Raw genomic sequence first — 21,261 nt, forward strand, 5'->3', positions numbered from 1 at the left:
CCGCCAAGCGCCCGGCCGGACGACAGTCTCCAAACCCAGAAAAATAGCCCATGAAAGCCTCCCAGTTCTTCATTTCCACTCTCAAGGAAGCTCCGGCCGACGCGGAAATCGTCAGCCACCAACTCATGATGCGCGCCGGCCTGATCAAGAAACTGGGCGCCGGCATCTACAACTACATGCCCATGGGCCTGCGCGTGATCCGCAAGGTCGAAGCGATTGTCCGAGAGGAAATGAACCGGGCCGGCGCGATTGAAATGAGCATGCCGGTGGTGCAACCCGCCGAACTCTGGCAGGAAACCGGACGCTTCGAAAGCATGGGGCCTGAACTGCTGCGCATCAAGGACCGCCATGGCCGCGACTTCGTGGTGCAGCCGACCAGCGAGGAAGTTGTCACCGACGTGATGCGCCAGGACATCCGCAGCTACAAGCAGCTGCCGAAAAACCTCTACCAGATCCAGACCAAGTTCCGCGACGAGCGCCGTCCGCGTTTTGGCCTGATGCGCGGCCGCGAGTTCATCATGAAGGACGCCTACAGCTTCGACCGCGACGCCACCGCCGCCAAGGTCAGCTACCAGAACATGGCGCAGGCGTATCGCCGGATCTTTGACCGTTTCGGCCTGACGTACCGCGCCGTGGCGGCCGACAGCGGCGCCATCGGCGGCGACCTGAGCGAAGAATTCCAGGTGATTGCTGCCACCGGCGAGGACGCCATCGTTTATTGCCCAACCAGCGAGTACGCAGCCAACATGGAAAAAGCCGAGGCGCTGGCTCCCGCCGGCCCGCGCCAGCAGGCTTCGCAGCCGCTGACCAAAACGGTAACGCCGGGCAAAGCCACCTGCGCCGATGTGGCCGAACTGCTCGGCATTCCGCTGGAAACCAGCGTCAAGTCGCTGGTGCTGGCCACGGACCAGACCAACGAAGCCGGCGAAGTTGTCAAGACACAGGTCTGGCTGCTGCTGCTGCGCGGCGACCACCACATGAACGAAATCAAGGTCGGCAAGGTTGCTGGACTTCAGGGCTTTCGGTTTGCCACGCTGGCCGAGATTGACGATCACTTTGGCTGCGAGCCGGGCTACCTCGGGCCACTGAACCTGAAAAAGCCGGTCAAGCTGGTGGTGGACCGGGAAGTCGCCGTGCTGGCCGACTGGATCTGCGGCGCCAACGAAGCCGATTTTCACATCACGGGCGTCAACTGGGGCCGCGACCTGCCCGAACCCGAACGGGTCGCCGACCTGCGCAATGTGGTGGCAGGCGATGCCTCGCCGGACGGAAAAGGCGTGTTGGCGATCGAGCGCGGCATCGAGGTCGGCCATGTGTTTTACCTCGGCACCAAATACAGCCAGGCCATGAACGCCACCTTCCTCGGTGAAAACGGCAAGCCGCAATTCCTGGAAATGGGCTGTTACGGCATCGGCATCACGCGCCTGCCGGCGGCTGCGATCGAGCAGAACCATGACGAGCGCGGCATCATCTGGCCGGATGCAATTGCCCCCTTCACGCTGGTGATCTGCCCGATCAGCCCGGACCGTTTTCCCGACGTCAAGGCCGCCGCCGAAAAACTGCATGCCGAATTGCTGGCCGCAGGCGTCGATGTGATGCTGGACGACCGCAACGAGCGGCCGGGCGCCATGTTCGCCGACTGGGAACTGATTGGCGTGCCGCACCGCATCACGATTGGCGACCGGGGCCTGAAGGAAGGCCACATCGAATACCAGCACCGCCGCGACACGGCCGCCAGCCAGGTCGATGCGGCGAACGTGTTCGGCTTCCTCAAAGACAAACTGGCGTTGTGAAGGCTGGCAGACCGTCTTGATCCGCGCATGACCGTGCCCCTGCCCCTCACAGAAATCTCAGTGACTTTCTCAAGAAGAAAATGGCTCTCCCGCCTGTCCGGCGGGGGGTTATCGCTATTACTTTCGCAGCATGCCAGTGCCGGAGGTCAGCTTGAGGAGCCGCTGATGGACTCGGTGCGAACGGCATTGGGCTCGGCCATTGCCAACCATGCACCGCCGATTCCAGAATTTGGCAGCACCGAAAGCAAGCTGGCATATCTGCGCTGGCTGGGCGCCATGAGCGAGCGCCTGAAACGCAAAATACCCGAATTGCAGATCCGCCAGGAATTCTTGCAGACGGTCTGGTACGAAAGCAGGCGCGCCGGGCTGGACGTGACGCTGGTCATGGGATTGATTCAGGTCGAAAGCAACTTTCGCAAGTTCGCCGTCAGCAGCGTCGGCGCGCGCGGCTACATGCAGGTCATGCCCTTCTGGACGCGCGTGATTGGCGATGGCGACCCGGGCAAGCTGTTCCACATGCAGACCAACCTCCGCTTCGGCTGCGTGATTCTTCGCCATTACCTGGACCGCGAGCGCGGTGATCCCTTCCTGGGCCTGGGACGCTACAACGGCAGCCGGGGCCGGGCACCCTACCCCGAAGCGGTGTTTGCCGCGCAGCGAAGCTGGCTGCCCGGGGACCGCGCCGTCGGCTGAAGCAGACAGGCTGCCGGCGCGTCAGGACGAAGCCGGACCTGCTGAATCCGCCACAGCCAAGGCCGTGCCGGCAGTGCTATCGGCCAGCCGCGACACCATCACCTGGTCGATGCGGTAGCTGTCAACGTCGAGCACCTCGAACTTGAAGCCGCCCCAGCTCACGCTGTCGGTGCGCCGGGGCACGCGGCGCAGCATCACCATCAGGAAACCGGCCAGGGTTTCGTAGTCCTCTTCGTGCGGTAAATGATCAAGCCCCAGCGCGCGCAGCACGTCCTCGATGGGCGTGGCACCATCAATCAGCCAGGAGTTTTCGTCGCGCCGCACGATCAGTTCTTCATCGAAGGGCGACACCAGGTCGCCCATCACGGTGCTCATCACGTCATTGAGCGTCACCACGCCGACCACCATGCTGTATTCGTTGACGATGACGGCGAAGTCCTCGTGGACCTGCCGGAACTGTTCCAGCACTTCGGACAGCGTCAGCCGGTCGGGAACGACCAGCACCTTGCGCACCAGGCTGTCGTCGGCCAGTGAAATCGGCTGGCTGTTGAGCACACGCTGAAACAAATCCTTGGCATCGACATAGCCGACCACATGGTCGATGTCACCCTCGCACACCGGATAAGTCGAAAACGGTTCGGCCGCGATGCGCAGCCGGATCACCGCGTCCAGGTCATCGCGCAAAAAGAAGGCAATCCGGTCACGCGGCGACATGGCGCTGCCCACCGTGCGGGTGTCGAGTTCAAACACATTCGTGATCACCTGCTGCTCGCGTGCTGCCAGCACACCGGCCACGGCACCGGCTTCCATCATGGCCAAGATATCGTCCGAGGTGATGCGGTCGTCGCGCAGCGAGGACAGGCCGAACAGGCGAAACAGGGCGTCGGCCAGGCGGCTGTACAACCACACCAGGGGGCGCATCAGCATCATGCAGACCTTCATCGGCTGCGACACGCGGATGGCTAGGAGCTCGGGCGTGGCCATCCCCAGTCGCTTCGGGAAAAGGTCTGCGAACAGGATGAACAGCGAGGTCACGATGAGGAAGGAGCTGAGAAAGCCCACGGTCTGGGCGGTCGGCGCTGGCAGCCAGAGTTCGAAAAATGCATTGAAATGCGGGCTTAACGCGCCCTCGCCCACAATGCCGCCCAGAATGGCCACGGCGTTCTGGCCGATCTGAACGACGGTGAAATAGTCGCCCGGCTGTTCCTGGATGCGCAGCACGCGTTCGGCGTGTGCATTGCCATCATCGGCCATCTGGCGCAGGCGCAGGCGGCGCGAAGCCGCCAGGGAAATTTCCGACACGGAAAAAAATGCGCTGGCTGCGATCAGCAGGCCAATCACAAAAAGGCTTTGGTAAAGGGTCATGAAAGGCAATCAGCAGATACTGGCGGCATGGGCTCGCCGGGCATTAAGTTTAGCGGTCCATGAAGAGGTATTGGCATGCTTAAAGCCAAGCCAGTGTGCAGGCAAAAATGCGGTGCGCTTGTTTCAGCAATGGGGCAAGGCCTGGGAAGCGCGGGTCAGTCCTTACTGAACGCTTTAGAGAAAAATCGCGCCGCTATTGCATCAAGCCTTCAAGGTACTGAACAGCTTATTGCTACTGAATCAATAGCTGCTTGTGCAGACCAGTTAAGCGGAAAAGGCCTGTTTGGCACTAAAAATTTGTTTGCAGTTCAACCCGAGGACGCTGGCGCGTCGCGCTCTTGCGCAAACCACGCCAGAACCGGAACCGTTCCCGGAAGCACGGGCGCTACCTGCACCGGCAGGCACTGCCATGCATACATCTGGCCTTCGTGCATCTGCAACTCGCCCTGCCAGTCGAAGACCTTGCAGAAGTTCAGGCGAACGAGGGCATGCGGGTAATCGACCATCTCGACTTTCCAGGGATGGACGACGCCGATGGTGATGCCGATTTCTTCCTGCAGTTCACGGCGCAAGGCCTCTTCAACGCTCTCGCCGGCCTCCAGTTTGCCGCCCGGGAACTCCCAGTAGCCTTCATAGACCTTGCCGGGCGGGCGGGAGGTGAGCAAAAACTGCCCGCCGGGCTGGATCAAGACACCCACCGCCACCTCGACGACCTTGCGTTCGGGACCGCCTTCGCGGGGACTGGACACGTCCGCCATCAGCACCGGCTCAGTCACTGAAGCGTGGCCGCATGCTGGCCGGCGTAGTCGCGCGCAAACTGGTAGGCCACGCGCCCGCTGCGCGAGCCGCGCTCCAGCGCCCAGACCAGCGAGGCCGGGCGCGCTGCGGCGATAGCTTCGGCACTCACGCCAAACGACGACAGCCACTGAGCGACGATGGTCAGGTATTCATCCTGGCTGAAGGGATAGAAACTCACCCACAGGCCAAAGCGCTCGGACAGGGAAATCTTTTCCTCCACCACCTCGCCGGGATGCACTTCGCCATCCTCGGTGTGCGTGTAGGTGAGGTTCTCCATCATGTACTCGGGCAGCAGGTGACGGCGGTTGCTGGTGGCGTAGATCAGCACGTTTGGCGTGGCAGCGGCAATCGAGCCGTCCAGAATGGACTTGAGCGCCTTGTAGCCGGGCTCGCCTTCTTCAAAGCTGAGGTCGTCGCAAAAGACGATGAATTTTTCCGGCAGGCCGGACACCACATCGACAATGTCGGGCAGGTCGGTCAGGTCGGCCTTGTCCACTTCGATCAGGCGCAGGCCGCGCGCCGAATACGCGTTCAGGCAGGCCTTGATCAGCGACGACTTTCCGGTACCGCGCGAGCCTGTCAGCAATACGTTGTTGGCCGGCAGGCCGCTGACGAACTGCTCGGTGTTGCGGCGGATTTTTTCCTTCTGGTCCTCGATTTCCTTCAGGTCAGCCAGTTGCAGCGTGCCCAGGTGCCGGACCGGTTCCAGCGAAGCATGGCCGGAACTGCGCTTGCGGTAACGGTAGGCCACGGAGGCACTCCAGTCCGGCGCGCCCAGCGGTTGCGGCAGGACGGACTCGATGCGCGCCATCAGCGACTCGACGCGCACCATCAGGCGTTCAAACTGTTCGTTCATGCGCAATCACCTGTTGTTTTAGCTGCGGTAATCCGCGTTGATCTTGACGTAGTCATAGGACAGGTCGCAAGTCCAGACGGTGTCGGCAGCCTCACCCCGACCCAGCACGACACGCACGGTGATCTCGCTTTGCTTCATCACCCGCTGGCCGTCGGCTTCAACATAGTCGGGATGCCGGCCGCCGTTTTTGGCCACCAGCACGTCGTCAAGGTAAAGGTCGATTTTCGTCTGGTCCAGGTCGGCAATGCCGGCATATCCCACGGCGGCCAGAATGCGCCCCAGGTTGGGGTCGCTGGCAAAAAATGCCGTCTTGACCAATGGCGAATGGGCGATGGCATAGCCCACCTGTCGGCATTCCTCGCCGGTTTTTCCACCTTCGACGCAGATGGTGATGAACTTGGTCGCGCCTTCGCCGTCGCGAACAATGGCCTGGGCAAGTTGCTGCGCAATGCCCATCATGGCCGCGCGCAAGACCTGCCCGTCCGCGCTGTCGAGCGACGTCACCGGCGCATGCGCGGCCTGGTTGCTGGCAATCACCACGAAGGAGTCGTTGGTCGAGGTGTCGCCGTCAATCGTGATGCGGTTGAAGGAGGCTTCGGCCAGTTCCCTGGCCAGTTGCGCCATCAAGGCCTGCGACACGCAGGCATCAGTCGCCAGAAAGCCGAGCATGGTGGCCATGTTCGGACGGATCATGCCCGCGCCCTTGCTGATGCCGGTGATGGTGACCGTGGCGCCGCCCAGCTTGACACGGGTTGAAAACGCCTTGGGCACCGTGTCGGTGGTCATGATGGCTTCGGCGGCATGGGCCCAGTTTTCCGCTTTGGCATCGGCCAGCGCCGCAGGAATCCCGGCGGCAATCCGGTCATTCGGCAGCGGCTCCATGATGACGCCGGTTGAAAACGGCAATATCTGCTCGGGCGACAGGTTCAGCGCACGGGCCAGTTCGATGCAGGTGGACTGGGCGCGAACCAGTCCATCCTGGCCGGTGCCGGCATTGGCGTTGCCGGTATTGATCAGCATGGCCCGGATGCCATGGCTCCGGCCTGCATGGGCGGCCAGATGTTCGCGGCAGATTTGCACCGGCGCGGCGCAAAACCGGTTCTGGGTAAAGACCGCGCCGACCGACGCGCCCTCATCGAGCAGCAGCACGGCGAGGTCCTTGCGATTGGCCTTGCGGATACCGGCTTCGGCAATGCCCCAGCGCACGCCCGGCACGGCATGAAGGTCGGCGGCGGGCGTGGCAATCAGGTTGACAGGCATGGATCGGCTCCAATAAGACAGGGTTGGGACGCCGCAGGCGCCCGTGAAAGGGTCGGGACGCGCAGGGGATCAGGTCAGTTTGCCGTGGCAGAGCTTGTATTTTTTGCCGGAGCCGCACGGGCACGGATCGTTGCGGCCGACACGCGGCAGGGCCGATGCAGGGATGGCCTGCCGCCGCCGCGTCGCCTCATCGACCGTCGTTTCCGTTTCACCTGTTTCAGTCGGTGCGGTGTAGGTCACATTGCTGATGTTTTCCGCCCTGCTTTCGAGCGCTTCGGCCGCCTGCTCGAGTTGCTCGTTCGACTGGACCTGTACCGTCATCAAGGTCTTGGTGACCTCGTTCTTCACGCTGTCCAGCAGTTGCCCAAACAACTCAAAAGCTTCACGCTTGTATTCCTGCTTGGGCTGTTTCTGGGCATAGCCGCGCAGGTGAATGCCCTGGCGCAGATAATCCAGCGCGCTCAGGTGCTCACGCCAGTGGCTGTCGATGCTTTGCAGCAGCACCACGCGTTCGAACTGCGTGAAGTTTTCCTTGCCGATCTTTTCCAGCTTGTCGGCAAAGGCGGCTTCAGCGGCGGCGCTGACCTTCTCCAGCACTTCCTCGTCGGTGATGGCCGTGGCGGCTTCGATGTCCTGGCGCAGGTTCAGTTCGATGTGCCAGTCTTCGCGCAGCGTTTTTTCAAGCCCGGCCACGTCCCACTGCTCTTCAACACTTTCCGCCGGCACATACTGCCGCGCCAGGTCGGTGAAACAGCCTTCGCGCAGCGACGCGATTTGCGGCTGCAGGTCGCTGGCGTCCATGATGTCGTTGCGCTGCTGGTAGATCACCTTGCGCTGGTCGTTGGAGACGTCGTCGTATTCCAGCAGTTGCTTGCGGATGTCGAAGTTGCGCGCCTCGACCTTGCGCTGCGCCGACTCGATGCTGCGCGTGACAATGCCCGCTTCAATAGCCTCGCCATCGGGCATTTTCAGCCGCTCCATGATGGACTTGACGCGGTCACCGGCAAAAATGCGCATCAGCGGATCGTCCAGGCCCAGGTAAAAGCGCGAGGAACCTGGGTCACCCTGACGGCCCGAACGGCCACGCAGCTGGTTGTCGATACGGCGCGACTCATGCCGCTCGGTCGCAATGATGCGCAAGCCGCCCAGCGCGGTGACTTGTTCGTGCTCCTGTTTCCACTGAGCGCGCAAGCGGGCAATTTCAGTTTCTTTCGCGGCAGCATCCAGTGACTCGTCCGCTTCAACCGGTTCAATCATTTTTTCAAGGTTGCCGCCCAGCACGATGTCGGTGCCGCGACCCGCCATGTTGGTGGCAATGGTGATCATCTTCGGACGCCCGGCTTGCGCCACGATGTCGGCTTCCCTGGCGTGCTGCTTGGCATTGAGCACCTGGTGCGGCAGGTTTTCCTTGGCGAGCAGCTGGTCGATGATTTCGGAATTTTCAATGGAGCTTGTTCCCACCAGTACCGGCTGCCCGCGCTCGTAGCATTCGCGAATGTCCTTGATGGCGGCTTCGTATTTTTCGCGCGTCGTTTTGTACACGCGGTCCAGCTGGTCTTCGCGTTTGCTCACGCGGTTGGGCGGAATGACCGTGGTTTCGAGGCCGTAGATTTCCTGGAATTCGTAGGCTTCGGTGTCGGCCGTTCCGGTCATGCCCGCCAAGGTCTTGTACAGGCGGAAATAGTTCTGGAAGGTGATCGAGGCCAGCGTCTGGTTTTCAGCCTGGATTTGAACACCTTCCTTGGCTTCAACCGCCTGGTGCAGGCCATCGCTCCAGCGCCGGCCCGACATCAGGCGGCCGGTGAACTCGTCCACGATCACGACTTCGCCGTCTTGCACCACGTAATGCTGGTCGCGGTGGTACAGCAGGTTGCCGCGCAGGGCGGCATACAAATGGTGCATCAGCGAAATGTTGGCCGGATCGTAGAGCGTGGCGCCTTCGGGAATCAGGCCCATCTCGAACAGGATGCGTTCAGCGTTTTCGTGGCCTTGTTCGGTCAGGAACACCTGGTGCGTCTTTTCATCGATCGTGTAGTCGCCGGGTTTGGTAACGCCCTCGCCCGTTCGCGGATCGGCCTCGCCTTCCTGGCGTGTCAGCAAGGGAACGACCTGGTTGATGGCCAGGTACATCTCGGTGTGGTCTTCGGCCTGGCCGCTGATGATGAGCGGGGTGCGCGCCTCGTCGATCAGGATCGAGTCCACCTCATCGACGATGGCAAAGTTCAGCCCGCGCTGGACGCGGTCGCCGACCTCATACACCATGTTGTCGCGCAGGTAATCAAAGCCGAATTCGTTGTTGGTGCCGTAGGTGATGTCGGCGTTGTAGGCCGCCTGCTTTTCCTCACGCGACATGTTGGGCAGGTTGATGCCGACACTCATGCCGAGAAAGTTATACAGCTTGCCCATCCAGCGCGCGTCGCGGCTGGCCAGGTAGTCATTGACCGTGACCACATGCACGCCCTTGCCGGTCAGGGCATTGAGGTACACCGGCAGCGTGGCGGTCAGGGTCTTGCCTTCGCCGGTACGCATTTCCGAAATCTTGCCATTGTGCAGCGACATGCCGCCCAGCATCTGAACATCGAAATGGCGCATCTTCATGACGCGTTTGCTGCCTTCGCGCACGACGGCAAAAGCCTCCGGAAGCAGGGCATCCAGGGTTTCGCCAGCGGCTACCCGATCCTTGAACGCCTGCGTCTTGGCGCGCAACTGGTCGTCGTCGAGTTTTTCGTATTGCGTTTCCAATGCATTGATCTGGTCAACGGTTTTGCGGTAGGTCTTGAGCAGCCGGTCGTTGCGGCTACCGAAAATTTTTGTCAGGATATTGGAAGCCATAAATGCGAAGCCGCGAATCACCGCTCCCCTGAGCTGGCAATGCGGCCAAAATCCCTTATTGAGTACGGAACTTAGCTGTGGGCACAAACGGTTAGTTCAACCGTGCGCAAACCGCAGATTTTAGCGCTGCCCGGAAAGCTGCCCTCCACGTGATCCCAATGGATGCAGTTTTCAGGTCTTCAGGGGGAAATTGAGCAAAGCCTGGGTATCGGCAGCCGTTTAAAGACAATGACGCTGAAAAACCAGGGAACGGCATCTACGATAATCAGAACGCCATGCCGACTCCCATCAAAAACTGACCATGCACAGACGTTTGCAATCCGCAGTGAGCTTGCACCAGGCGGCCGGCAATTCGCCGTCCCTGGCGCGGCTCACCGACTTGGTCCGTGAATCGAACCATCGGTTGAAAGCCATTGAAACGCTGATTCCTCCAGCCTTGCAATCGGCCGTCAAGGCAGGACCTATTGATGGTGAAAACTGGTGTCTTCTGGTGAGTGGCAATGCAGCTTCAGCAAAAATCCGGCAACTGATCCCGCTCATCCAGTCGAGCCTGTTGCGTCAGGGCTGGAAAGTGAAGTCCATCCGGCTGAAAATTTTGATCGCCAGGAAACCGTGAAAGCTTGAGATGAAGCGAAATCCGGGAGTGGGGATTTTTGCATGACGCTATTCAATAAATAGCAAACAATGCTTTCGTGGTATGCATAAGCCATGCTTTTTACGCAATTCCATTGAATGGTGCCGCTTGTCGGAATCGAACTGACGACCTACCGCTTACAAGGCGGTTGCTCTACCAACTGAGCTAAAGCGGCACAAATCGTATTCTACTTCACACGCTTGAGTGAAGGACGTGGGCGGGTCGGCGGCCTGGGCGGTTCAGGCGCATCCGTTTTCTTGTGCCTGACTTTGCCGGTAGCATGCGTGTCCGGCACGTTTTCCACCAGTTGCATGATCTTGCTGTCAGGCGTTTCCGATGAAGATTGGCCAGCCGGCAAGGCCTCCTGAACTGGCGCGGCAGGCTGTGATGCACGGGAGTCGCCGCTTCCCGCAGGCATTGTTTCGAGCGGAAACGCCATGCCTTGCCCATTTTCGCGCGCATAAATGGCGATCACATGGCTGATGGGCACCAGAATTTCACGCGCAGCGCCGCCAAAACGAGCCTTGAATTCTATGAACTCGTTCCCCAGGGTCAGGGAACTGGTGGCATCGAACCCAATGTTCAGCACGATCTCGTTATCTTTGACGTATTCACGTGGCACTTGCACGGTGTTGTCCACCGATACGGCCACATAAGGCGTGAAACCGTTGTCGGTACACCATTCGTACAAGGCACGAATCAGGTAGGGACGGGTTGACGTGGCATTTGGTGCATTCATGAAGTCGGCCAAGTTGCTGATTCCTTTAAATTTGATGCGGGATTATTTGCGCATCACCTTCTCGGAAGGCGTCAATGCTTCGATGTAAGCGGGACGTGAAAAAATACGCTCGGCATACTTGAGCAGCGGTGCCGCATTTTTTGACAGGTCGATCCCGTAGTAATCCAGGCGCCAGAGCAGCGGTGCGATCGCCACGTCGAGCATCGAGAAATTGTCCCCGAGCATGAACTTGTTCTTCAGGAAAATGGGCGCGAGTTGCGTCAGGCGGTCACGAATATGGGCGCGTGATTTTTCAAGCGCTTTTTCGTTCCCCTTGGAAGCACGGGACTCAAGGGCGCTGACGTGAACAAACAGTTCTTTTTCAAAATTCAGCAGAAACAGCCGAACCCGAGCGCGGTCCACCGGGTCACCGGGCATGAGCTGCGGGTGCGGGAAACGCTCGTCAATGTATTCGTTGATGATGTTCGACTCGTACAGGATCAAGTCGCGCTCGACCAGAATGGGCACCTGACCGTAGGGATTCATCACATTGATGTCTTCAGGCTTGTTATACAGGTCAACATCGCGAATTTCAAAATCCATGCCTTTTTCAAACAATACGAAACGGCAGCGGTGCGAAAAAGGGCAGGTTGTACCTGAATAAAGGACCATCATGATTCGGAACTCCTAAAAGCAAAAGAGTGGAAGGCTAAGATTCAAACCTTAGAACCGTCCACTCCGAAGGTACCAATATGCGCCAGGGAAACCCCCGGGCGCATTGATCGGCACAAAAACTATTTGACGTCTTTCCAGAACGCCGCGTTGAGGCGCCAGGCCACAAAGCTCAGGCCAAGCAGAAACAGCAGCACCCATACACCGATGCGAACACGGGTATTTTGCACAGGCTCTGCCATCCACTGAAGATAACCGACAAGGTCGCCCATGGCCTGGTCGTATTGCAACGGGGTCATCGAACCCGGTGTGACCTGTTCCCAGCCCTTGAAAACGGCAACCTTGTGGCCATGCTCTTCCTTCTCGTCATACACCGGCTTGCGCACGCCCTGCAACTCCCACAGCACGTGCGGCATGGCCACGTTGGGGAAAGCCAGGTTGTTCCAGCCCGTTGCCTTGGTTTCGTCACGGTAGAAAGTGCGCATGTACGTGTACAGGTAATCTGCGCCCGAGCCGCCCGCGCCGGCACGTGAGCGGGCGATCACGGTCAAGTCGGGTGGCGTTCCGCCAAACCAGTCCTTGGCCTGTTTCGGATCGATCGCCGCCTTCATGGTTTCACCAACTTTTTCAGTCGTGAACAACAAGTTGTCCTTGATCTGCTGATCGGTCAGACCAATGTCCTTCAGTCGGTTGAAGCGCATGAAGGCTGCCGAGTGGCAGTTCAGGCAGTAGTTGACGAAAAGCTTGGCGCCATTTTGCAAGGCAGCCATGTCATTCGTCTTGTTGGGCGCCTTGTCCCAAACCATACCGCCTTCAGAGGCCTGCGCACCCGCCAGCAGACCCAGGGAAGTGATGAGGGCAAAAATTATTTTTTTCATGGTTGTAGCTTCCTGCTCTCAATGGGCCGCAAAAATAACGCGGTCGGGAACACGTTTGAAAGTGCCCAGCCGACTCCACCACGGCATTAGCAGGAAGAAACCGAAGTAGAACAAAGTGCCAACCTGGGAAACGCGCTCGCCGATCGCCGAAGGCGGCTGCACACCCAGATAACCCAGGATGAAGAAGTTGATCACGAAGATGCCGTAAAGGTATTTGTTCCAGCTTGGACGGTAGCGGATGGATTTGACTTCACTGTTGTCCAGCCATGGCAGGAAAAACAGGATGATGACGGCACCGCCCATGACCACGACGCCCCAGAATTTGGCATCGATCAACAGCATGGCGCCAACCAGCACCACGGCTGCGCCGACGATGATGGCCTTGAACAAGCCAGCGATGCGGGCTTTCAGCACCCCCAGCACGGCACCCAGGAGCACGCAGGCGATCAATGCATACATCATTTCGCTGGTGATGGCGCGCAGCATTGAGTAATAAGGCGTGAAGTACCAGACCGGGGCAATGTGCAGCGGCGTTTTCAGCGGATCGGCCGGGATGAAGTTGTTGTACTCCAGGAAATAACCGCCAAATTCCGGTGCAAAGAAGATGATGGCGCTGAAAATCATCAGGAACAGGCTGACAGCAAAAATGTCGTGCACCGTGTAGTACGGGTGGAATGGGATGGCGTCCAGCGGATGGCCGTTGGCATCACGCGGCGCGTTCGGGCCCTTGACTTCGACGCCATCGGGATTGTTGGAGCCGACTTCATGCAATGCAATGATGTGCGCCACGACCAGACCCAGCAGCACCAGCGGCACGGCAATCACGTGGAAGGCAAAGAAGCGGTTCAGCGTTGCATCGCCCACCACATAGTCGCCGCGAATCAGCAGGGCCAGGTCAGGACCGATGAACGGGATGGCGGCAAACAGGTTCACGATGACCTGGGCGCCCCAGTAGCTCATCTGGCCCCAGGGCAGAAGATAGCCCATGAAGGCTTCGGCCATCAGTGCCAGGAAAATCGCGCAGCCGAACACCCAGATCAACTCGCGCGGCTTGCGGTAACTGCCATAGATCAGTCCACGGAACATGTGCAGATAAACCACGACGAAAAAGGCCGAAGCGCCGGTGGAGTGCATGTAGCGGATCAGCCAGCCCCAGGGCACATCGCGCATGATGTATTCGACCGAGCCGAAAGCCAGCGATGCTTCAGGCTTGTAGTTCATCGTCAGGAAAATCCCGGTGACGATCTGAATGACCAGCACCAGCAGGGCCAGCGAACCGAAGATGTACCAAAAATTGAAGTTTTTCGGCGCGTAGTACTCGCTCATGTGCTCTTTGAAGAGCTTGCTGGCGGGGAAACGGTTGTCAACCCATGTCATTGCCTTGTCGGCAAGCGGGGCATCGGGGGAAATTTCTTTGAATACAGCCATAACTGATCCTGGTTCGGTGAGGTTCTTTGGCCTTGGATTGATACAGTGCGCTACGGCAGGGTTTCAAGGGCGGGCGGCAGGGTCTTTTTTGAAAAGAGGTAGCAGGCCTTCAAGCCTTCTTGTCTTCACCAATCAGCAGCTTTGCATCCGACAGGTACATATGGGGCGGGACTTCAAGGTTGTCAGGCGAAGGCTTGTTTTTATACACGCGCCCCGCCAGGTCGAACGTCGATCCATGGCAAGGACACAGGAAGCCGCCGTGCCAGTCATCAGGCAGCGATGGCTGCGCGCCGGTCTGGAACTTGTCGGAAGGCGAGCAGCCAAGGTGCGGGCAAATGCCTACCACCACCAAGGTGTCGGCCTTGATGGAACGGGTTTCATTGCGCGCGTATTCAGGGGTCCACTCAGGCAGCTTTCGTTCAGACTTGGGGTCTGCCAGCAGGTTGTCGACCTGGGGGAGGGACGCCAGCTGCTCGGGCGTGCGCTTGACGATCCAGACCGGTTTTCCACGCCATTCCACGGTCATCTTTTCACCCGGCTTCAGGGCAGAAATATCGACCTCGATCGCAGCGCCCGTGGCTTTGGCGCGCTCGGACGGCTGGAAAGTGCTCACAAACGGCACGGCCACGGCGGCAACGCCTGCTCCGCCTACGGCACAGGTGGCGACGATCCAGTTTCTTTTATCTTTATCGACAGGCGCGCCGTGTGGCGCGCCCATTACGCTTGCTTGGGTCATGGAAGTCCTTCAAGAACTGGCTTGAAAAAGGAATAGTGGGGGGTCAACCCGCGATTGTAGCGGAGCAGGAAGTGATATTTGAAGGCTTTGCCATGGTTTGAGGTCATCCTTGTCCGGCCTTTTACAATTGAAAGGCACGCCTGCTTTGTTGCAAACAATGCTTCCAGGCAGCTTGTGAATACGTGCAAAAGCTGCATAATTATTTCGCGGCTGCCGCAGTGCGGTGCCGGTATAACAATCACAAGGAACTGGAGTCAAACCATGGGAATGATGCAGGAATTCAAGGAATTTGCCGTCAAGGGCAATGTGATGGACCTGGCCGTCGGTGTGATCATTGGAGGGGCTTTCGGCAAAATTGTCGATTCCATCGTCGGCGACCTGATCATGCCGGTGGTCAGCAAGCTCTTTGGCGGGCTCGACTTCTCGAATTACTATGTTGCGATGGCCGGGCAGGCCGCAGGACTCCCGCTGGTCGAAGCAAAAAAGGCGGGCGCCGTCTTCGCCTATGGCAACTTCATCACGGTGGCGCTGAATTTCATCATCCTGGCTTTCATCATCTTCATGATGATCAAGCAGATGAACCGCCTTCGTAAGCCCCGCCCGCTCGCCGCTCCGCCGGCCACGGCAGAAGACATCGTGCTGTTGCGTGAAATCCGCGACAGCCTGAAACGCCAGGTTTGACGCCCGCCCTCCATGCGCATCGATCAGCGCCGTGTTGATTCAGGGCGCAGCAAAAGATCCTTCAAATATGGGCTATGCAGCCTGCTGGCGCGCCATTCGGATCGCGGCCAGCAGGCTGGATGGGTCTGCGTGGCCGGTGCCGGCAATGTCGAATGCCGTGCCATGGTCCGGGCTGGTGCGCACCAGTGGCAATCCGAGCGTGACGTTGACGCCCTGCTCCACCCCCAGGTATTTGACTGGAATCAGGCCCTGGTCGTGGTACATGGCCACCACCACGTCAAACTCGCCGGGCTTGGAGACGGTGTTGCGCGCACGCATGAACACCGTGTCCGGGGCAAAGGGGCCCCGCACATCCAGGCCTTCACGCAAGGCGGCCGCCATGGCGGGGGCAATGATCAATTGCTCCTCCGTGCCAAACAGCCCGCCCTCGCCGGCATGCGGATTCAGGCCCGCCACGGCAATGCGCGGCGGTCGCCCCAGACCGGCCCTAAGCGCATGGTGCGCGATGCGCAGGGTCTGCAGCACGTTGTCGAAGGTCACAGCGTCAATCGAATTTCTGAGAGACATGTGAATGCTCACCAGCACCGTCCTGAGTTCCTCATTGGCCAGCATCATGCGCACCGGGACTTGGCTCACCGGTTTGCCCAGGAACGCGGCGGCCTCGGCCTGCAGCATTTCGGTATGGCCCGGGAAACGGGCCGCCCAGCCACCGGCGGCTGACAGGGCTTCCTTGTGAATCGGCGCCGTGACCATGGCGGCAGCCTCGCCCGCCAGCACGGCGCGGGCGGCCCAGACGATGCAGTCTGCCGCAGCCCTGCCGGCCAGTCCACTGATCTGTCCATAGGGAACCAGGGCAGGCAGTACGCATTTTTGCAGCACGCCGATGCAGTTCGGCGGCACCGCCGGCAGGTCGGCCAGCGAATCCAGTTCGGCTACCGGCATTGCCGGATTTCCGGATTGGAAGGCCACCAGCGCGCAAGCGCGGCGCAGCGTCGGCACGTCACCGACCACCACGCAGTCCGTCAGGTCCTGTGGTGACCGGGCGAAGGCCTTGGCGATGATTTCAGGGCCGATACCGGCGGCGTCGCCCATGGTGATGAGGAAAGGTCGGGTTGGGATGGTCATGCAGGGTTGTCGATGTCAATGAACTGGTGATAAAGGCCGAATTGCGCCGCGACATGCGAGGCAAGCGCCGGCGCGCCGTAACGCTCCGAGGCATGGTGGCCGCAGGCAATGAAGGTCACGCCCATCTCGCGTGCAAGGTGCGCCTGCGGCTCTGAAATCTCGCCGGTGATGAAGGCATCGGCGCTGGCGGCAATGGCAGACTCGAAATAGCCTTGCGCTCCGCCGCTGCACCAAGCTATTTTTTTGATAGCTGCTTGTGCCGGTCCCACCTGCGTAACAGGCCTTTTCAACGTATTTTCAATGTGCCGGGCCAGATCGCCGGGGGTGGCAAAACTGCCGCCATCGCTTCGCCCACCCAAAAATCCCAGGCTCTGCTCGCCAAAGCAGCTAATGGTCGTCAAGCCCAGTTGCCGCCCCAGCTGCGCATTGTTGCCCAGCTCGGGATGCGCATCGAGCGGCAGGTGATAGGCAAACAGGCTGATGTCGTGGGCCAGCAGCAGCGCCAGCCGCTGCTTCATCCAGCCGGTCACGCGGCCGTCCTGGCCGCGCCAGAACAGGCCATGGTGCACAAAGATGGCGTCGGCCTGGGCGTCAATGGCCGCTTCGATCAGCGCCCGGCTGGCCGTGACCCCGGAAACCATCCGGCGCACCTGCGTTTTTCCTTCCACCTGCAAGCCGTTGGGGCCGTAGTCCTTGAAGCGCTCCGGCTGCAGCAGCGCGTCAAACGCCGCCAGCAACTCCTGTCTCGTTGTGGTGTTCATGCCGGGATTGTCTCAGGCATGGTCGTCCTGCCGGGTCTTCCGGATTTTTTCCCGTATTCACGGCTTTCCAGTGGCTTGCAGCACAATACGTGTTTGGCGGCCTGTAGATCGACTGCACCGCCTGCACCCGCTTTTCTTTTACGCCAGCCAACTCCTTTTTGATCCATGAAGCGCACCTGGCTCCTGTTTTCCCAGACCGTCACCATTTTGGTGGCAGCTTATTTCGTCGTTGCCACGCTCCAGCCGCAGTGGCTGAACAGGCGCGCCACGATTGGCGGTGTTTCCGTCATCGAAGCACCCGCCAGCAGCCTGCCGCGTGCCGCCGGTCCGGCCAGCCCCATCGGCAGCTTTGCTGCGGCTGCAAAAATAGCGTCGGCAGCCGTGGTCAGCATCAACACCAGCAAGGCGGCCGCCAAAAACCCGCAAATGAACGACCCCTGGTTCCGGTTTTTCTTCGGCGACCAGAACCCGGGCGAAGCACAGGCAGGCCTGGGCAGCGGCGTGATCGTGAGCAGCAGCGGCTACATCCTGACCAACAACCATGTGGTCGAAGGCGCCGATGAAATCGAGGTCGTTCTCAACGACACCCGCAAGACCCGGGCGAAGGTGATCGGCACCGACCCCGACACTGATCTGGCCATTCTCAAGATCGATCTGGACAAGCTGCCCGTGATTGTCCTGGGCAACTCGGACGAGTTGCAGGTGGGCGACCCGGTGCTGGCCATCGGCAATCCGTTTGGCGTGGGCCAGACCGTGACCGGCGGCATCGTCAGCGCCCTGGGCCGCAACCAGCTGGGCATCAACACCTTCGAAAATTTCATCCAGACCGATGCGGCGATCAACCCGGGCAATTCCGGCGGCGCGCTGGTCGATGTGAATGGCAACCTGCTGGGCATCAACACCGCCATCTATTCACGCTCGGGCGGCTCCATGGGCATTGGTTTTGCCATTCCCGTGTCCACCGCCAAGCAGGTGCTCGAGGGCATCGTGGCCGAAGGGCAGGTCACGCGCGGCTGGATCGGCGTCGAGCCACAGGAACTCAATGCCGAGCTGATCGAGGCCTTCAAGCTCAAGCCGGAAGCGGCCAAGGCCGGCGGCGTGATCATCACGGGCGTGCTGCAGAACGGACCCGCCGCCCTGGGTGGAATCCGGCCGGGCGACGTGATCATGGCCGTTGATGGCCATCCAGTCCGCAATGTCAGCCAGTTGCTGACGGCGGTCGCCGCACTCAAGCCCGGCACACCTGCACCGCTCAAGGTGCTGCGCGGCGACGGCCCCGTGGATATTTCAGTGACACCGGCCCAGCGCCAGCGGCCCAAGGTGCAGCGCTAAAGGCGCGCGGGTGATTCGTAATCAACGGTTACGGCGTGAGGCACTTGCCCTGATCACCGCATCATTCGCTACTGAATCAATAGCAATAAGTCATTATGGCTGCTGCGCAAGCAGCCATATTTCCTTAAAATCGGTGCGGTTTCAGGATTTGGCGACTTCCGAGTCGGTGTCCGGCGCCTTGGTGCTCTTGAGGAACATCTGGGCGGCCAGAATACCGACCTCGTACAAACCGCCCACCACCGCCAGCAGCATGATCATCGAGCCGGCATCGGGCGGCGTGACCAGCGCGGTGCCAATGGCGGCGGCCACCCAGAAATAACCCCGGTATTCGCGCAGTTGGGCAACCGTCAGCACGCCCATGCGCACCAGCAAAATGACCGCGATCGGCACCTCGAAGGCCAGTCCGAACGCCAGGAACATGCCGAGCACGAAGTTCAGGTATTCCTCGATGTCAGGCGCTGCGGTGATCGACTTGGGCGCAAAGCTCTGGATGAACCTGAACACCTGGCCGAACACCACATAGTAGGAAAACGCCACGCCGATGAAAAACAGCACCGTGCTGGAAACCACCAGCGGCATGACCAGCTTTTTTTCATGCGAATACAGGCCGGGCGCCACGAAAGCCCACACCTGGTAAAGCACCACGGGCAGCGCGATCATGAAGGCCGCCATGAAGAGAATCTTGATCGGCACGACAAACGGCGACACGACGTTGGTGGCGATCAGGGTCGCACCCTTGGGCAAACTGGCCACCAGCGGCGCAGCCATCAGGTCATACAGGGCACCCGGTCCGGGGAACACCGCCAGGATGGCCGCCGCAATGCCGATGGCAATCACGGCCTTGATCATCCGGTCGCGCAACTCCATGAGATGCTGCACGAAGGGTTGCTCGGTGCCTGCGAGCTCGTCGGGCTTGTCGTCGCCGCCGGTGGAATTGGGATCGCTCATGGAGGAAGTTTGCGCTGTGTGAATTGCGCCGGTCTGCACGCAAAGGAAAATTCAGGGGAATGCTTCAGGCCTTGCGGCTGGGCTGCGGACGAAATCGTGCCACCCGGGCCGCGCCGGACTGGGCCTTGGTGCGAACGCCCGAGCGGGCCTTGAACCATTGCGGCGTGGCGCCGCGCTTGAGCCGCCACTTCTTTTTCGGATGCCGGTACTCGGGAAACACCTCGAAGCCGGACAAGCTGTCGGACGTGGTGGAGGTCGCCGTGTCTGACCACGATTTTTCAAAATCAGTGGCGCCGGTACGGATCGAACTTTCAACGTCGCGAGCCGCATCCTGGACGGTTTCCTTCATTTTCCGGAACTCGTCCAGCTCCATGGAACGGTTGACTTCCTGCTTGACGTCGTTGACATAGCGCTGCGCCTTGCCCAGCAGCGTGCCCACGGTTCGCGCCAGGCGCGGCAGCTTTTCAGGCCCGATGACGATCAGCGCAACTGCGCCGATCAGGGCGATTTTTGAGATACCCAGGTCAATCACGGCAGGTCAGCCCCGCAAGGCATCGAACACGCCAAAAGGAAAGTTCCGGCGTGCATCAGGGCTTTTGCCGGGCTTCGACGTCAACCGTGTTGCGCTCAGACGTGGCCTTTGCCTGGGCATTGGTCACCTGGCTGGCGGGAACCACCGGCTTTTCATCTTCGGGCAGCTGGCTGCCATCCTTCATGCCGTCCTTGAAACCCTTGACGGCGCCGCCCAGGTCGCTGCCCATGTTTCTGAGTTTTTTGGTGCCAAACACCATCACCACGATCAACAGCACGATCAACCAGTGCCATATGGAAAATCCACCCATAGTCATCTCCTTAATCTGAAAACAGTCGATTGACTGCCATGTTTGTGACAAAGCCTGATTCTAAAGGCCCCATGTGACAGCACCTATGACCCTGCAAGCCTGCTGGGTAGTTTAAAAACCAACCTTTTCAGCCTACCTGCCTATGGCCGCGATGCGGTCTCAGCCCTTGAGCCACGGCCGCGCACCGCCAATGACATGCATATGCAGGTGATGCACTTCCTGGCCGCCCTCTTCGCCGGTATTGATCACGGTGCGAAAACCACCTGCCGGATAAGCATTGCAGCCCTGCTCCATCGCCAGCCGTGGGGCCAGCACCATCATGCGACCCAGCAAGCCCGCGTGCTCCGGGCCAACCTGCGACATTGACGCAATATGCGCCTTGGGAATCATCAGAAAATGCACCGGCGCCCAAGGATGGATGTCGTGAAAGGCGAACAGCTCATCGTCCTCGTACACCTTGCGGCTGGGAATGGCGCCAGCGGCGATCTTGCAGAAAATACAGTTGTCAAAATGGCTCATGCAGCCTCCACGGAACGGCCGGCGTTCATGCGCACCATGCCCTTGACGATGCGGTACAAAAACCAGACCGAGATCAGACCCCAGGCAATCCAGCCGGGCACGATGAACAGCAGCCAGAGCCAGGACGTCAGCAAATACAGGATGCCTGCCCAAAGCACCGAGCGGATGCGCCAGCTGAAGTGCGAGGCCTGCCAGGTGTTGGCGGCGTCGCCACGCTTGACGAGGTCAATCACCAGCGCAATCAGCAGCAGCGCAATGGACACCTGGGCGCCCGGAAGCACGGCCGCCACCGCCACCACCAGGTGCAGCAGGTAGCTGACCCAGCCCCAGGTTTTCAGCCCTTCGTCAGGCTCAATCGTCACGATATCGTCGCGCAGGGTTAGCTCTCTT

At 60.0% G+C, this 21,261-nt stretch carries 23 protein-coding genes and 1 tRNA gene; 6 read left to right on the forward strand and 18 right to left on the reverse strand.

All coding sequences use genetic code 11. The features are described 5' to 3' along the window. Positions 1–50 precede the first annotated feature (50 nt). Positions 51–1,793 (forward strand): proline--tRNA ligase, encoded by a 1,743-nt coding sequence (locus GZ092_RS08270; protein WP_293635912.1) that lies wholly within the window; start codon positions 51–53, stop codon positions 1,791–1,793. Between the two features lie 27 nt (positions 1,794–1,820). Next, positions 1,821–2,486, forward strand: a complete 666-nt coding sequence (locus GZ092_RS08275) for a lytic transglycosylase domain-containing protein (RefSeq protein ID WP_293635913.1) — start codon at positions 1,821–1,823, stop codon at positions 2,484–2,486. 21 nt (positions 2,487–2,507) lie between these two features. Here the strand turns inward: GZ092_RS08275 and GZ092_RS08280 are convergent, their stop codons facing one another. Then, complete coding sequence (locus tag GZ092_RS08280) at positions 2,508–3,851, reverse strand: hemolysin family protein (RefSeq protein ID WP_293635914.1); 1,344 nt, start codon at positions 3,849–3,851, stop codon at positions 2,508–2,510. On the opposite strand from GZ092_RS08280, the gene GZ092_RS08285 reads away from it, so the two are divergent. Next, complete coding sequence (locus GZ092_RS08285) at positions 3,850–4,020, forward strand: hypothetical protein (RefSeq protein WP_293635915.1); 171 nt, start codon at positions 3,850–3,852, stop codon at positions 4,018–4,020. The genes GZ092_RS08280 and GZ092_RS08285 overlap by 2 nt on opposite strands. Before the next feature lie 139 nt (positions 4,021–4,159). Here GZ092_RS08285 and GZ092_RS08290 read toward each other — a convergent pair whose 3' ends face one another. From GZ092_RS08290 to secA, 4 genes are all read right to left on the reverse strand, one after another. Next, positions 4,160–4,609 (reverse strand): NUDIX domain-containing protein, encoded by a 450-nt coding sequence (locus tag GZ092_RS08290; RefSeq protein WP_293635987.1) that lies wholly within the window; start codon positions 4,607–4,609, stop codon positions 4,160–4,162. A gap of 14 nt (positions 4,610–4,623) precedes the next feature. Then, positions 4,624–5,505: an ATP-binding protein gene (locus GZ092_RS08295; protein WP_293635916.1), complete on the reverse strand. Its 882-nt coding sequence runs from the start codon at positions 5,503–5,505 to the stop codon at positions 4,624–4,626. An 18-nt stretch (positions 5,506–5,523) separates the two neighbouring features. Beyond that, a complete protein-coding gene (argJ, locus tag GZ092_RS08300) occupies positions 5,524–6,765 on the reverse strand; it encodes a bifunctional glutamate N-acetyltransferase/amino-acid acetyltransferase ArgJ (protein WP_293635917.1) in 1,242 nt (413 codons plus the stop codon). A 69-nt stretch (positions 6,766–6,834) separates the two neighbouring features. Continuing rightward, positions 6,835–9,597 (reverse strand): preprotein translocase subunit SecA, encoded by a 2,763-nt coding sequence (secA, locus tag GZ092_RS08305; protein ID WP_293635918.1) that lies wholly within the window; start codon positions 9,595–9,597, stop codon positions 6,835–6,837. A gap of 301 nt (positions 9,598–9,898) precedes the next feature. On the opposite strand from secA, the gene GZ092_RS08310 reads away from it, so the two are divergent. Beyond that, entirely contained in the window at positions 9,899–10,213 is a 315-nt protein-coding gene (locus tag GZ092_RS08310; RefSeq protein WP_293635919.1) for a hypothetical protein, read from the forward strand. 117 nt (positions 10,214–10,330) lie between these two features. Here the strand turns inward: GZ092_RS08310 and GZ092_RS08315 are convergent. The 6 genes from GZ092_RS08315 to petA form a co-directional block, all read right to left on the reverse strand. Further along, positions 10,331–10,406: transfer RNA gene (locus GZ092_RS08315), tRNA-Thr, on the reverse strand. A 12-nt stretch (positions 10,407–10,418) separates the two neighbouring features. Further along, positions 10,419–10,970, reverse strand: a complete 552-nt coding sequence (locus GZ092_RS08320; protein WP_293635920.1) for a ClpXP protease specificity-enhancing factor — start codon at positions 10,968–10,970, stop codon at positions 10,419–10,421. Between the two features lie 42 nt (positions 10,971–11,012). Further along, the gene (locus GZ092_RS08325; RefSeq protein WP_036806026.1) at positions 11,013–11,624 is read right to left on the reverse strand and encodes a glutathione S-transferase N-terminal domain-containing protein; all 612 of its coding nucleotides are present in this window, start codon (positions 11,622–11,624) and stop codon (positions 11,013–11,015) included. 119 nt (positions 11,625–11,743) lie between these two features. Continuing rightward, a complete protein-coding gene (locus GZ092_RS08330) occupies positions 11,744–12,499 on the reverse strand; it encodes a cytochrome c1 (protein WP_293635921.1) in 756 nt (251 codons plus the stop codon). A gap of 18 nt (positions 12,500–12,517) precedes the next feature. Next, positions 12,518–13,927 carry a cytochrome bc complex cytochrome b subunit gene (locus tag GZ092_RS08335; protein ID WP_293635922.1) on the reverse strand — a complete coding sequence of 470 codons (1,410 nt, stop codon included), beginning with the start codon at positions 13,925–13,927 and terminating at the stop codon, positions 12,518–12,520. 109 nt (positions 13,928–14,036) lie between these two features. Beyond that, positions 14,037–14,663, reverse strand: coding sequence for a ubiquinol-cytochrome c reductase iron-sulfur subunit (gene petA / locus GZ092_RS08340; protein WP_293635923.1), 627 nt, complete (start codon positions 14,661–14,663; stop codon positions 14,037–14,039). A gap of 261 nt (positions 14,664–14,924) precedes the next feature. Between petA and mscL the strand changes: the two genes are divergently transcribed. Next, positions 14,925–15,344, forward strand: coding sequence for a large conductance mechanosensitive channel protein MscL (gene mscL, locus GZ092_RS08345; protein ID WP_293635988.1), 420 nt, complete (start codon positions 14,925–14,927; stop codon positions 15,342–15,344). Positions 15,345–15,416: 72 nt separating this feature from the next. Here the strand turns inward: mscL and pdxA are convergent, their stop codons facing one another. Then, the gene (pdxA, locus tag GZ092_RS08350) at positions 15,417–16,469 is read right to left on the reverse strand and encodes a 4-hydroxythreonine-4-phosphate dehydrogenase PdxA (RefSeq protein ID WP_293635924.1); all 1,053 of its coding nucleotides are present in this window, start codon (positions 16,467–16,469) and stop codon (positions 15,417–15,419) included. Continuing rightward, positions 16,466–17,230: a Nif3-like dinuclear metal center hexameric protein gene (locus GZ092_RS08355; RefSeq protein ID WP_293635925.1), complete on the reverse strand. Its 765-nt coding sequence runs from the start codon at positions 17,228–17,230 to the stop codon at positions 16,466–16,468. The genes pdxA and GZ092_RS08355 overlap by 4 nt, the downstream gene beginning before the upstream one ends. 165 nt (positions 17,231–17,395) lie before the next feature. Between GZ092_RS08355 and GZ092_RS08360 the strand changes: the two genes are divergently transcribed. Continuing rightward, positions 17,396–18,562 carry a trypsin-like peptidase domain-containing protein gene (locus GZ092_RS08360; RefSeq protein ID WP_293635926.1) on the forward strand — a complete coding sequence of 389 codons (1,167 nt, stop codon included), beginning with the start codon at positions 17,396–17,398 and terminating at the stop codon, positions 18,560–18,562. Between the two features lie 141 nt (positions 18,563–18,703). Here the strand turns inward: GZ092_RS08360 and tatC are convergent, their stop codons facing one another. The 5 genes from tatC to GZ092_RS08385 form a co-directional block, all read right to left on the reverse strand. Beyond that, the gene (gene tatC / locus GZ092_RS08365) at positions 18,704–19,510 is read right to left on the reverse strand and encodes a twin-arginine translocase subunit TatC (protein WP_293635927.1); all 807 of its coding nucleotides are present in this window, start codon (positions 19,508–19,510) and stop codon (positions 18,704–18,706) included. Between the two features lie 64 nt (positions 19,511–19,574). Next, complete coding sequence (gene tatB / locus GZ092_RS08370) at positions 19,575–20,042, reverse strand: Sec-independent protein translocase protein TatB (RefSeq protein ID WP_293635928.1); 468 nt, start codon at positions 20,040–20,042, stop codon at positions 19,575–19,577. A 55-nt stretch (positions 20,043–20,097) separates the two neighbouring features. Beyond that, on the reverse strand, positions 20,098–20,352 hold the full coding sequence (gene tatA, locus GZ092_RS08375) for a Sec-independent protein translocase subunit TatA (protein ID WP_293635929.1): 255 nt from the start codon (positions 20,350–20,352) through the stop codon (positions 20,098–20,100). Between the two features lie 159 nt (positions 20,353–20,511). Then, positions 20,512–20,871, reverse strand: a complete 360-nt coding sequence (locus GZ092_RS08380; protein ID WP_293635930.1) for a histidine triad nucleotide-binding protein — start codon at positions 20,869–20,871, stop codon at positions 20,512–20,514. Continuing rightward, positions 20,868–21,248: a hypothetical protein gene (locus GZ092_RS08385; protein WP_293635989.1), complete on the reverse strand. Its 381-nt coding sequence runs from the start codon at positions 21,246–21,248 to the stop codon at positions 20,868–20,870. Before GZ092_RS08385 ends, GZ092_RS08380 begins: the two co-directional genes overlap by 4 nt. Between the last annotated feature and the right edge of the window lie 13 nt (positions 21,249–21,261).

Origin of the sequence: Polaromonas sp. (assembly GCF_010365105.1) — a bacterium.
In the GTDB taxonomy this organism is placed as follows: domain Bacteria; phylum Pseudomonadota; class Gammaproteobacteria; order Burkholderiales; family Burkholderiaceae_C; genus Polaromonas.